Annotated in this window: 12 protein-coding genes; 8 read left to right on the plus strand and 4 right to left on the minus strand. The window is 68.2% G+C overall.

The genetic code is table 11. The annotated features are described in order from the left end of the window. The first annotated feature begins 20 nt into the window (after window positions 1-20). A complete protein-coding gene (locus ABIB58_RS10215) occupies window positions 21-1,208 on the plus strand; it encodes an O-antigen ligase family protein (RefSeq protein ID WP_156146749.1) in 1,188 nt (395 codons plus the stop codon). Beyond that, the gene (locus tag ABIB58_RS10220) at window positions 1,184-2,416 is read left to right on the plus strand and encodes a glycosyltransferase (RefSeq protein ID WP_052689489.1); all 1,233 of its coding nucleotides are present in this window, start codon (window positions 1,184-1,186) and stop codon (window positions 2,414-2,416) included. Before ABIB58_RS10215 ends, ABIB58_RS10220 begins: the two co-directional genes overlap by 25 nt. Here ABIB58_RS10220 and ABIB58_RS10225 read toward each other — a convergent pair. From ABIB58_RS10225 to ABIB58_RS10235, 3 genes are all read right to left on the minus strand, one after another. Next, window positions 2,362-3,414, minus strand: coding sequence for a glycosyltransferase family 4 protein (locus ABIB58_RS10225; protein ID WP_052689488.1), 1,053 nt, complete (start codon window positions 3,412-3,414; stop codon window positions 2,362-2,364). The genes ABIB58_RS10220 and ABIB58_RS10225 overlap by 55 nt on opposite strands. Then, window positions 3,407-4,504 (minus strand): glycosyltransferase family 4 protein, encoded by a 1,098-nt coding sequence (locus ABIB58_RS10230; RefSeq protein ID WP_052689487.1) that lies wholly within the window; start codon window positions 4,502-4,504, stop codon window positions 3,407-3,409. The genes ABIB58_RS10225 and ABIB58_RS10230 overlap by 8 nt, the downstream gene beginning before the upstream one ends. 69 nt (window positions 4,505-4,573) lie before the next feature. Next, the gene (locus ABIB58_RS10235; protein ID WP_017504078.1) at window positions 4,574-5,035 is read right to left on the minus strand and encodes a peptidylprolyl isomerase; all 462 of its coding nucleotides are present in this window, start codon (window positions 5,033-5,035) and stop codon (window positions 4,574-4,576) included. A gap of 72 nt (window positions 5,036-5,107) precedes the next feature. On the opposite strand from ABIB58_RS10235, the gene ABIB58_RS10240 reads away from it, so the two are divergent. Further along, the gene (locus tag ABIB58_RS10240; protein ID WP_045810172.1) at window positions 5,108-5,833 is read left to right on the plus strand and encodes an RlmE family RNA methyltransferase; all 726 of its coding nucleotides are present in this window, start codon (window positions 5,108-5,110) and stop codon (window positions 5,831-5,833) included. A 4-nt stretch (window positions 5,834-5,837) separates the two neighbouring features. Here ABIB58_RS10240 and ABIB58_RS10245 read toward each other — a convergent pair whose 3' ends face one another. After that, window positions 5,838-6,383: a DUF2061 domain-containing protein gene (locus ABIB58_RS10245; RefSeq protein WP_045810171.1), complete on the minus strand. Its 546-nt coding sequence runs from the start codon at window positions 6,381-6,383 to the stop codon at window positions 5,838-5,840. Between the two features lie 127 nt (window positions 6,384-6,510). Here ABIB58_RS10245 and guaB point away from each other — a divergent pair, with 127 nt between their 5' ends. From guaB to guaA, 5 genes are read left to right on the plus strand one after another with little or no spacing between them, the layout of a single operon-like run. Continuing rightward, window positions 6,511-7,968: an IMP dehydrogenase gene (guaB, locus tag ABIB58_RS10250; RefSeq protein ID WP_045810170.1), complete on the plus strand. Its 1,458-nt coding sequence runs from the start codon at window positions 6,511-6,513 to the stop codon at window positions 7,966-7,968. A gap of 6 nt (window positions 7,969-7,974) precedes the next feature. After that, entirely contained in the window at window positions 7,975-8,370 is a 396-nt protein-coding gene (locus tag ABIB58_RS10255; RefSeq protein WP_045810169.1) for an MAPEG family protein, read from the plus strand. Between the two features lie 9 nt (window positions 8,371-8,379). Continuing rightward, window positions 8,380-9,789: an RsmB/NOP family class I SAM-dependent RNA methyltransferase gene (locus tag ABIB58_RS10260; RefSeq protein ID WP_045810168.1), complete on the plus strand. Its 1,410-nt coding sequence runs from the start codon at window positions 8,380-8,382 to the stop codon at window positions 9,787-9,789. Continuing rightward, on the plus strand, window positions 9,786-10,499 hold the full coding sequence (locus ABIB58_RS10265) for a 5'-methylthioadenosine/S-adenosylhomocysteine nucleosidase (protein ID WP_045810167.1): 714 nt from the start codon (window positions 9,786-9,788) through the stop codon (window positions 10,497-10,499). Before ABIB58_RS10260 ends, ABIB58_RS10265 begins: the two co-directional genes overlap by 4 nt. After that, window positions 10,496-12,058, plus strand: a complete 1,563-nt coding sequence (gene guaA, locus ABIB58_RS10270; RefSeq protein ID WP_045810166.1) for a glutamine-hydrolyzing GMP synthase — start codon at window positions 10,496-10,498, stop codon at window positions 12,056-12,058. Before ABIB58_RS10265 ends, guaA begins: the two co-directional genes overlap by 4 nt. The last annotated feature ends 157 nt before the right edge of the window (window positions 12,059-12,215 follow it).

Raw genomic sequence — 12,215 nt, forward strand, 5'->3', positions numbered from 1 at the left:
GGACGCTGCGGTGGTCGCAGGTGCGCGCGGCCTATGAGCGGGTGGCGCTAAGCCTGCTGGGCCTGGGCGTGACCTTGCCGCTCTTTCTGACGCCGGGGCAGGTCAGCGGGCCGCGGCTGGGCGATCTGGCGCTGGCGGTTGCTGTGCCGCTCGTGGGTGTGACGTGGCGAGGCATGGCGCCGGTTCTGAGGGCGGCGGTCGTGGTCGCGGCCGGCTTTCTGGTGATGACGCTGCTGGTTCAGGTCGCGCGGGGCGGCGATCGGCTGAACATCGGGGATGCGGTCTTCTGGTTTCGGTGGATCGCCTCGGCCTTGGCGGCGCCGGCTGTGGCGAGCCTGATCCTCAGGGACGAGCGACGGCGGCGGCTGTTCCTATTGGCCGTGCTGGCGGGCGCGGCGTGTCACCTGGCGACCTATGGGATGGCGATGCTGGTCGGGCTGGAGCCTTTGCAGGCCGTGGGGCTGGCGTCGCCGCGCGCGATGGTGACCACGACGGCCGCTCATGTGCGGTTGACGACCCTGGCCGAGCATCCGAATGCGGCGATGGCGATGATCGGACTGGCGGTCCCGGCCGGCGTGATGCTGGCGGGACGGCGCTGGGCGCGGGGCGGGACGACGTGGGGCGGCGTCGGCGTGGCGGTTCTGGGGTTCGTCAGCACCCTGTCGCGGGGCGGCATGATGGCGGCGATGCTGGCGGGGCTGGCGAGGATGGTCGTCGGTTGGCGATGGCGCGAGCGGGTTCGGCCGCTGGGGATGGTGCTGACGGTCTGTGTGCTGGCCACGGGCGCGATGGCTTTGCAGGCCTGGCGGTTCGACCTCGACGGCGGCCGGTTCGCGGGACGGTTCGACAGGATGGCGCTGCGGGACAATCTGGCCGGACGGATGCTGACCTGGAGGCGGACGGTCGATCTGGTCGTGGAAAGGCCAATGGGAACGGGGTGGTCGTCGGCGGAGGAGATGGGGGCGTTTCGGGCGCTGTCGGTCAGCCACAACGGCTATCTGTTCACGGCGCGGACGGCGGGGGTGGTGAGCGCGCTGGTGCTGCTGGGGCTGCATCTGGCGTCGGCGGCGCGGCTGGACGCGCTGACGCCGCTGTCGGTCTATGTGCTGGCGGCGATGTTCGGAGAGGATCTGACGCAGGGGGCGGGGATGGTCTTCCTGTGCTGTCTGGTGGGCGCCCTGGCGTGGCGAAGGCCGCTGGCGCCGTGAGGGTGCTGATCGTCAACACCCTGTATCCGCCGGCGCAGGTCGGCGGGGCGGAACGAAGCGTGGCGCAGTTGGCCCAAGGGTTGACGCGGGCCGGCGTGGAGGCGTCGGTGCTGACGCTGAAGCCGGGGCGCGAAACGGTGAACGAGCGGATCGACGGCGTCCCCGTGCAGCGGCTGCCGCTGCGAAATCTGTACTGGCCCTATGACGGCGCGCGGCGGCCGGCGTTCCGGCGGGCGATCTGGCATGGGCTGGAGGCGGCCAATTCGCTGATGGATGATCAGGTGGATCGCGCGGTCGCGCGGGTGCGGCCGGATCTGATCCACCTGCACCTGACGACGGGGTTTTCGCTGTCGGTCTATCGCGCGGCGACGCGGCGAGACCTGCCGATGGTGCAGACGCTGAGGGACTGGTCGATGCTGTGCGCGCGGGCGTCGCTGTTTCGACGCGGACGGCGTTGCGAGCGGCGGTGTGGGTCGTGCGTGTTGTTGACGGCGGGCAAGCGGGCGCGGTCGCAAGGCGTGAATCATGTCATCGGGCTGAGCGGGCCTGTGCTGGAGACGCATCGGGCGGCGGGCTATTTTCGGCGGACGCCAGGGTCGGTGATCGGCAATGCAGCGGGCGCGGCGGCGATCGCGCCAAGACCATCGTTGGCCGAGGCGCCGACGATGCGGTTTGGGTTTCTCGGGCGGATCGAGCCGGAAAAGGGGATCGAGGTTCTGCTGGCGGCGACGAGGCGGCTGGACGGTCACTGGACGCTGAATATCGCCGGGCGGGGCGAGGAGGATTACGTGCAGGCGTTGAGGCGGGCGTATGAGGATCCGCGCATCGTCTGGCTGGGGCAGGTGGAGGGGGAGGCGTTCTGGCCCAGGGTGGATGTGCTGGTCGCGCCGGCGGTGTGGGCCGAGCCGTTCGGACGCAGCGTCGCGGAGGCGGTTCAGCAAGGACGGGGCGTGATCGCCTCGCGCATCGGCGGCTTGCCGGAAGCGGCGCAGGGGGCGGGCATGTCGGCCCTGATCGAGCCGGGGAATGCAGACGCGCTGACGACGTCGATGCAGGCGGCTGTGGACCAGCCGGAACGGTGGCGTTTCGCGGCGGTCGGTGCGCCGGCCTGGACCGAGGCATCGATCGTCGAGGCTCATAGGGCCGCCTATCGTCAGGTGCTGAGCAGAAGATCTTCGATGACTTCGGCCGAGCGGGACCAGGCGTAACGGTCAGCGCGGCGAAGGCCGGCGTCGGGACGGGCGACATCCGGTCGGCTGAGCAGGTCAGCCATATGGGCGGCCAGGGCTGCGTCGTCGGCGGGATCGAAATAGAGGGCGGCGTCGGCGCAGACCTCGCGCGTCGCCGGGATGTCGGAGGCGATGACCGGACAGCCGAGGGTCATCGCCTCCAGCGGCGGAATGCCGAAGCCTTCGTAGAGGCTGGGAAAGACGAGCCCCTGCGCGCCGCCGAGCAGGGCGGCGATCTCTGCGTCCGAGCGACGGCCGGTGAAGATCAGGCGCGGGTCAGCGGGAAAGGCGGAACGGTCGAAGACGGCGGGGCGGTCGCCGATGATGACCAGCCGGACGGCAGGGTCCGCAAGACGAGAGAGGGCGCGGATGGCGCCGGCGAGGTTCTTGTTCGGCGTCAGATTGCCCAGGGCGACGTAGTAGGGGCGGGTGGTCAGACCGAGACGTTCAATGACGGCCGGGTCTGGCGTGATGTTGAGAAGATGGTCGGCGCTGTTCGGGGCGACGGCGACGCTGTCAGGCGACAGGTTCAGGACCGAGGCCAGCTCGCGCCGGGAGAAGTCGGAGACGGTCGCCAGCCGCGCACGGCGCGCCAGGATCCTGTTCAGGGCGCGGTGAAAGGCGGCGTAGCCGGTTCGGAAATGCTCGGGATGACGAAAGACGGCGGCGTCGTGGATGACGACGATCTGCCGCCGGTGCAGCACCGGGCCCGAACCGCCTAACGACAGCAGGCGGCCGTGGCGCGCGGTCCAGGCCAGGGCGGTCTGTTCCCACAGATGGCCGCCAGCGCGTCCGATCGTGCGGGTCGGGATGTGGAGCAGGTTCAGGTTGTCGGCGCCGGGGGGCGTCAGCAGGACATAGCGGTCGGCGGCGCCGGGGCGCTGGTCCAGGGCGCGGACGATTTGACGCGCATAACGCTGAACCCCGCTCATCGGCTGGGTCAGGAAGCGGCCGTTGATAAAGACGGGGTCAGCCACCCAGGCGTCGGCGGGCGAAGGCGTCGCGGTAGATCCGAACCGTCTGTTCGACCATCAGCGAAGCGGACAGCAGGCCCGGCGCGATCGGCAGGGGCACGACGCGGCTGGCCAGCGCGGCGCGCATCGCCTCGGCCAGATGATCGGGCGAGGCGTCGACGGGCAAGCGGTCGATGCGCGCGCCGATCTGGGTCAGACGCGCGATCCCGCCGACGTCGATGCAGACGATGGGCAGGCCTAGGGCGGCCGCCTCAATCATGGCGTAGGAATCGGCCTCGTAACGGCTGGTCATGGCGAACAGATCGAAGCCCGCCATCAGCGGCCCCGCGTCGCGTGCGCCCAGCAGACGGAGGGCGTCGCCGCCGGCGGTCCTGACCGACGGGGCCAGATCGCCGTCGCCGACCATGACGCCGATGATGCGCGGATCGACGGCGTTCGCCCGGCGGACGGCGTGCGCGAATCGGACGGGGTCTTTCTGAGCGCAAAGCCGGCCGACGAATCCGATGACCAGAGCGTCGTCGGGAACCTCGAGGGCTTGGCGGGCTGCGAGACGATCGTTGGCGGGCGGAGCGGCCAGGCCGTTGGGGACGACGTGCAAGCGGTTTCCGCCCAGCCCCCAGAGACGGGCGACGGCGGCCTCTTCCTCAGAAACGGCGATGATGGCGTCGCCGGACCGGGCCAAAAGCGCCTCGGCCGCGCCGGCGCTGATCGTCGCCGGGCTGGCCGGGCCCATCATCGGCAGGGCGTGAGGGGTGTAGATCTTGGCGGCGCGGGGCGCGTGGGCCAGGCGGACCAGGGCGCCGGCCTTGGCGCTGTGGCCGTGAACGATCTCGAACGGGCCGAGGCGGGCGATCAGGCGATTCAGGGCGTGAAGCGCGGCGACGTCCCACGGTCCGACGCTGCGTCGCATAGGCAGGCGTTCATTGGCGTGGAGGGGCAGAGCGGCGACCGCGGCCTGAAACCAAGGCTCTGCACGGCGTGGCGACCAGATCAGAGACACCTGATGGCCGCTTCTGATCAGGGCGCGGGCCAGATCGACCGCATGACGCCCCGAGCCGCCGCCGGACGGCTCGATGACCAGAAGAATGCGCAATGTCGTCCCCCGACGATGGCTCAGCGTTGCAACTGAAAGCCATCATCGAGAAACGTCAAGATTGCGTGGTTAGTTGACCGTCGCCTTGACGATCTTGCCGGGGCTGCGCGGCGGCTCGCCCTTGGGCAGGGCGTCGACGTGTTCCATGCCCGATTCGACCTGGCCCCAAACGGTGTACTGGCGGTCCAGGAAGGTGGCGTCGTCGAAGACGATGAAGAACTGCGAGTTGGCGCTGTTGGGGTCAGAGGTGCGGGCCATCGAGCAGACGCCGCGCACGTGCGGCTCAGCCGAGAACTCGGCCTTCAGGTTCGGCTTCTTGGAACCCGAGGTGCCGGTGCCGGTCGGATCGCCGCCCTGAGCCATGAAGCCCGGGATCACGCGGTGGAAGACCACGCCGTCGTAGAAGCCTTCCTTGGCCAGTTCGGTGATGCGTTCGACGTGGCCGGGGGCCAGGTCGGGGCGCAGCTTGATGACCACGTCGCGGGCTTCGCCGTCGCCGGTGTCCAGGGTGAAGGTCAGGGTGTCGGCCATGTCGGTCGTCCTCTTTGGGTTGATTTGAGGCGGGACATAGCCCGCAACGCTGGTCGGGGCTATGTGGGAACGATGAGCGAAGACGAAAAGCCCCAGAATCAACCGGCGGGAGAACGCCGCCGGATGGTGAGACCGCCCAGCGGCGGAACCGCCGCCGGACGCGGCATGGGCACCAAGATGAAGACGGCCGACACCAAGTCGATGTCGAGCCAGCAGTGGATCAAGCGCCAGCTGTCTGACAAATGGTCTGAAAAGGCGCGGGCCGAGGGCTGGCGCTCGCGCGCGGCCTTCAAGCTGATCGAGATCGACGACAGGTTCCGGCTGATCAAGCGCGGGTCGAAGGTCATCGACCTGGGCGCGGCGCCGGGCGGCTGGGTCCAGGTGGCCTTGAACCGCGGTGCGGGCGCCGTAGCGGGTGTGGACCTGCTGATGATCGCGCCGATCCCGGGCGCGACCCTGCTTCAAGCCGATTTCACCCATCCGGGCGTGGACCAGCAGTTGATCGACGCCATCGGCGGGGCGCCGGACCTGGTTCTGTCGGACATGGCGCACAATACGGTCGGGCATCGCCAGACGGACCATTTGAAGATCATCGCCCTGATCGAGATCGCCGCTGACTTCGCCATCCGCACGTTGCGGCCCGGCGGCAACTTCGTCTCCAAGAACTTCCAGGGCGGAGACGCCGGCGGCGTTCTGGCGCGGCTGCGCGAGGAGTTCGAGACGGTGAAATACGTCAAGCCGGCGTCGAGCCGTAAGGACAGCGCCGAAGTGTTTCTGGTCGCGCTGAACAAGCGCTGACGCGTCAGGCGGCGGCTGTGCTCGCGCGGGCTCTGCGATCTTCCAGGCGCGACCAGATGCGGTCGTGCAGGGCGAAGAAGAGCGTCTGCACCAGAGGCTCGACCATGCCGATGGTCAGCGCCGTGCGGATGTCGTTGGTCAGGGCGTAGGCCACGGCGACCGCCACGGCGAAATGCATGACGCCATAGGTGACGGTCTTCAGCGCGATCTGTTTGAACGACCGGGGCAGGGCATGGCTGTGGCCGTGATGGGCATCGTGCGAGCGGCGCTGTTCCTCGGGCGACATGATGTCGAGGCGGGCGGTGAAGGCCTCGGTCGCTTCCTCGATACTGGAGGCCATGCGCCGCCGCTCGACCTTGTGCCACACGCGGTCGTGGACGGTGTAGGCGATGGTCTGAAAGATCGGCTCGACCATGCCTACGGCCAGGGCGATGCGCCAGTCGCGGGTGATCGCGAAGGCGACCAGGATGGCGACGATCAGGTGCATGACGCCATAGCTGGCGATCTTCAGAGCCAGTTTGCGCGCGGTGCTGAGGATGACGCCGACCATGCGGAGAGAATGGTGAGCGGCCCTGCGGGTTGCAAAGCAATAAAATCTATCGGGCCTATAACCGCAATCGGCCTTGCCCCCGACCCCCGCATCCCGTTATACGCGGCCCGCAAAACGGAGACTCCCTATGGAGATACGCGAAGGACTGACCTTCGACGATGTTTTGCTGGAACCCGGCGCATCCGAGTTCATGCCGGCGATGGTCGATGTCTCGACCCAGCTGACGCGCGACATCAAACTGAACATCCCGCTGCTGTCGTCCGCCATGGACACGGTGACGGAAAGCCGTCTGGCTATCGCCATGGCCCAGTCGGGCGGTCTGGGCGTTCTGCACCGCAACATGACCATCGAGGAGCAGGCCGACGAGGTCCGCGCCGTCAAACGCTATGAGAGCGGGATGGTGGTCAATCCGGTGACGGTCGACCCGCAAACGACTCTGGGCGAAGTGCGCGAGATCGTGGCGCGCAAGAAGATCACCGGCTTCCCCGTCGTGGATCCGGCGACGGGCAAGCTGGTCGGCATGCTGACCCACCGCGACATGCGCTTCGAGAGCGACCTCAACGTCACGGCCGCCTCGCTGATGACCACGGGCGACCTGATCACGGTGCGCGAAGGCGCCAGCCGCGACGAGGCGCGCGAGTTGCTGAAGACCCGCAAGATCGAACGCGTCATTGTGGTGGACGAGGATTATCGGGCCGTCGGCCTGATCACCATGAAGGACATCGAAAAGGCCCAGGCCTTCCCCAACGCCGCCAAGGACGAGCAGGGCCGCCTGCTGGTCGGCGCCGCCTCCACCGTCGGCGACGCCGGATACGAACGCGCGATGGCGCTGGCCGAAGCGGGTTGCGACGTGGTGGTGATCGACACCGCCCATGGTCACTCCGCCTCGGTCGCCCAGGTGGTCGAGCGGATCAAGCGCGAGAACAACCGGCTGCAGATCATCGCCGGCAATGTCGCCACCTATGATGCGACGCGGGCTCTGATCGACGCAGGCGCGGATGCGGTGAAGGTGGGCATCGGTCCCGGATCCATCTGCACCACCCGCATCGTCGCCGGCGTGGGCGTGCCGCAGCTGACGGCGGTGATGGACTCCGCGCGGGCGGCCAAGGGCACGGGCGCCTCGGTCATCGCGGACGGGGGCATCAAATATTCGGGCGACCTGGCCAAGGCCATCGCGGCCGGCGCCAACGTGGCCATGATGGGATCGATGTTCGCCGGCACCGACGAAAGCCCCGGCGAGGTCTTCCTGTACCAGGGCCGCAGCTACAAGTCGTATCGCGGCATGGGCTCGGTCGGGGCCATGGCGCGCGGCTCGGCGGATCGATATTTCCAGAAGGAAGTCTCGTCCGAGAAGCTGGTGCCCGAGGGCATCGAGGGCCAGACGCCCTATAAGGGGCCGATCAGCCCGGTCCTGCACCAAATGGTCGGGGGTCTTCGCGCCTCCATGGGCTATGTCGGCGCCGGCACGATCCCGGAGTTCCAGGAACGCGCCCGGTTCGTGCGCATCACCGGCGCGGGTCTGCGTGAAAGCCACGTCCACGACGTGATGATCACGCGTGAAGCGCCCAACTATCGGCAAGGGTAGGCGACCATGACGACCGAACTCACCTATATGGCCCTGACGCTGATCCTGGCCCTGGTTCAGATCTTCCTGCCCGCCGGGGCGCGGACGGCCGAGTTCGGCTCGAAATGGAATGCGGGTCCGCGCGACGAGACGCCGGAGGCTAAGAAGCCGCTGACCGGCCGTCTCGAACGCGCCCAGGCCAATCTGTACGAAACCCTGCCGCTGTTCATCGCCGCGGTGCTGATCGCCCATGTCATCGGCGCGTCCAGCGCCCTGACAGTGTGGGGCGCGGCGCTCTATTTCTGGGGGCGGGTGGTCTATGTGCCGCTCTACGCCTTCGGTGTTCCCTATATCCGGTCGCTGGTCTGGGTGGTCTCGCTTGCGGGGCTGGTCATGGTCCTGGCGTCCCTGTTCTTCGTTTGAAAGCCTGAATTGACCCCAGCCGCTCGCCTCGCCGCCGCCGCCTCCGTCCTGGACTCCATCGCCCAGGGCCGCCAACCGGCCGAGGCCGTCATGAAGGCCTGGGGCACGGCCAACCGCTACGCCGGGTCCAAGGACCGGCGCGCCATCGCCGACCGGGTCTACAAGGTGCTGCGCGCGCGCGGCCGCCTGTCGTGGATCATGGGCGGGCGTGAAGACGGTCGGGCTCTGGTCATCGGTTCGCTGCACGCCATCGACGGCCTTTCGCTGGAAGAGATCGAGGCCCTGCATTCGGGCGACGGCTATGGCCCGCGTCCGCTGTCCAAACAGGAGCGCAGCCGCATCACGGCGGGGCAGGGCGAACTGCCGGGCTGGGTCGCCGCCGGCCTGCCCGAGTTCGTGGTCGAGGATTTCAAGGCCACCTTCGGCGACCGCTGGGCCGAGGAAGCCCACGCCCTGATGGCGCCGCGCGCGCCGATCGACCTGCGCGTCAATGATGCGGCCGCCACGGTCGATGAGGTCGAGGCCGAGCTGAAGGCCGCCGGGCTGGACGTGTCGCGCACGCCCTGGTCGGCCGTCGGCCTGCGCGCGCCGTCGGAACCGCCGCCCAACATCCAGGCGCTGGAGGGCTTCAAGGCCGGCCGGTTCGAAATCCAGGATGAAGGCAGCCAGGTCGTCTGCTGGCTGGCGGGCGCCGCGCCCGGCATGACGGTGGTGGATTACTGCGCCGGCGGGGGCGGCAAGACGCTGGGTCTGGCCCAGGCGATGAAGGCGCAAGGCAAGCTTGTCGCCTCGGACGTCGTCAACAAGCGGCTGGAGAATATCCGTCCTCGCCTGCAGCGCGCAGGCGTCGAGGCGGAGCTGGTCCTGATCGGCCAGAACGGCGGGGGCCTGGAAGATCTGAACGGGCAGGCCGATCTGGTCTTCGTCGATGCGCCCTGTTCGGGGTCCGGCACCTGGCGTCGTCGGCCCGAGGACGCCTGGCGTCTGACCGCCGAAGATGTCGTAAAGCTGCATGGCCTTCAGGTGCGTATCTTGAGCCAGGCGACCAAGCTGGTGAAGCCGGGCGGCAGACTGGTCTATGTCACCTGTTCGATGCTGGCGCGCGAAAACGAGGCCAGCGTGGACGCCTTCGAGGCTTTGCATCCCGAATTCCATCCCGTCCCGATCCTCCCCAGCGAAGCGGGGGAGGGGGACCACGCGCAGCGTGGTGGAGGGGGCGACCCCAGTTCCGGCGCCGGGGATGCGTTCGCCCCCTCCACCGCTTCGCGGTCCCCCTCCCCCGTGGACGGGGGAGGATTTTTGACGACGGCGGCTCAGGCGAAGTTCGCCGAGCTGGCGTCCGGGGCGCGCCTGCGCCTGTCGCCGGCCTCGGCCGACACGGACGGTTTCTTCGCCGCCGTCTACGAGCGCGCGGCATGAAGCTGGCGCGGCATGGCGGGGTTTCGCTGCTCTACGTCATGGCCGCGCCTGCTGAATATGGCCTGCACCTTCAGGCCCGGATCGCGCCGTTGATGACCGGCGTCGGCCCGGTCGAGGCCGCCGTGAACCTTGGCGTCGCCCTGGCGCGGCTGGAGGCGGCGGGCGATTTGCCGGATCTGATCGTATCGCTGGGCTCGTGCGGGTCGCGGGTGTTGGACCATGCGGCGGTCTATCAGGCCGCGTCCGTCGCCTATCGCGACATGGACGCCAGCCCGCTGGGATTTCCGAAGGGCGTGACCCCCTTGCTGGACCAGCCCGCCGTCCTGTCTTTGCCGTGCCCAATCCCCGGCGTGCCGACGGCGACCCTGTCGACCGGAGCGAACGTCGTCTCCGGCGCCGCCTATGACGCCATCGACGCCGAGATGGTGGACATGGAGACCTGGGCCCTGGTCCGCGCCGCCCAGACCTTCGGTGTGCCCCTGATCGCCCTGCGCGGCGTGTCGGACGGCCGCGCCGAGTTGAAGGCGTTGGAGGACTGGACCTCGACCCTGCATCATGTGGACGAGAACCTGGCCGCCGCCCTGGATCGCTTGATCGCCGTGCTGGAGGCCGACGGCCCCGCCGCTCTTGAGCTTCCCGCCCTTGAAATATCGGCCCCGCCCGGCCAAGACCCCGCCCATCCTCCTGCCCCGGATTCGATCACGCCATGACCACGCCGCAAGACCACCAGAAGGTCCTCATCGTCGACTTCGGCAGCCAGGTGACGCAGCTGATCGCGCGCCGCCTGCGCGAGGCCAGCGTCTATTGCGAGATCCATCCGTTCCAGAAGGCCGAGGCAGCTCTGACGGCCATGAAACCGGCGGCCATCATCCTGTCGGGCGGTCCCGAGAGCGTGCATGAAGAGGGCAGCCCTCGCGCGCCGCAGGGCGTGTTCGAGGCGGGCGTGCCGGTGCTGGGCATCTGCTACGGCGAGATGACGATGTGCGAGCAGCTGGGCGGCAAGGTCGAGGGCGGCCACACGCGCGAGTTCGGCCGCGCCGAGATCACGGTTCAGAAGGCCTCGCCCCTGCTGGCCGATCTGGCTCCCGTCGGCGAGAACGAAGAGGTCTGGATGAGCCACGGCGACAAGATCGTCGCCATCCCGCAAGACTTTGACGTGGTCGCCTCGTCAGAAGGGTCGCCCTATGCGGTGATCGCCGATGAGGCCCGCCGCTTCTACGGTGTGCAGTTCCACCCCGAGGTGATGCACACGCCGCGCGGCCATCAGATGCTGAAGAACTTCACCCACGGCATCGCGGGTTTGAAGGGCGACTGGACCATGGCCGCCTACCGCGACGAGAAGATCGCCCAGATCCGCGAACAGGTCGGCGACGCCAAGGTGATCTGCGGCCTGTCGGGCGGTGTGGATTCATCGGTCGCGGCCGTCCTGATCCATGAGGCCATCGGGGATCAACTGACCTGCGTCTTCGTCGACACCGGATTGCTTCGCAAGGACGAAGCGAAACAGGTCACGACCCTGTTCCGCGAGCACTACAACATCCCGCTGGTGCACGTCGATGCGTCGAAGGAATTTTTGGGCGAACTGGCCGGCATTTCCGACCCCGAGACCAAGCGCAAGACCATCGGCAGGTTGTTCATCGAGGTGTTTGATCGCGAGTCCGCCAAGATCGAAGGGGCCGAATTCCTGGCCCAGGGCACCCTCTATCCCGACGTGATCGAGAGCGTCTCCTCGTCCAGCGGCAAGGCCCACGTCATCAAGAGCCACCATAACGTCGGCGGCCTGCCGGACTATATGAAACTCAAACTGGTCGAACCCTTGCGCGAACTGTTCAAGGACGAGGTCCGGGCGCTGGGCCGCGAACTGGGCCTGACCGACGCCTTCGTCGGGCGCCACCCGTTCCCCGGACCGGGCCTGGCCATCCGCATCCCCGGCGAGATCACGCCGGACGCCGTCGAGACCCTGCAACAGGCCGACGCCATCTATCTGGACGAGATCCGCAAGGCCGGCCTCTACGACAAGATCTGGCAGGCCTTCGCCGTCCTGCTGCCGGTCAAGACCGTCGGCGTCATGGGCGACGCCCGCACCTATGAAAAGGTCCTGGCCCTGCGCGCCGTCTCCTCGACCGACGGCATGACCGCCGACTTCTACCAGTTCCCCTGGGACGTCCTCTCTAAGACCGCCACCCGCATCATCAACGAGGTCCGCGGCGTCAACCGCGTCGTCTACGACGTGACGTCCAAGCCGCCCGGGACGATCGAGTGGGAATAGGGCAGGGCGTCCGTCGGTTCTTTCAAGTGGCGGGTATTCTTCGAAACCGCACAATGCGCCGGCGTGCAGGTTGCAACTGCTTTCCCGCCTAACCCACGCTCTCAGACGAGATTACAAATCCGCCATCAGGATCGTCGCCTGCTTGCGAGTCGCGACC

Origin of the sequence: Brevundimonas sp. UYEF29 (assembly GCF_040546195.1) — a bacterium.
Classification (GTDB): Bacteria; Pseudomonadota; Alphaproteobacteria; order Caulobacterales; family Caulobacteraceae; genus Brevundimonas; species Brevundimonas huaxiensis.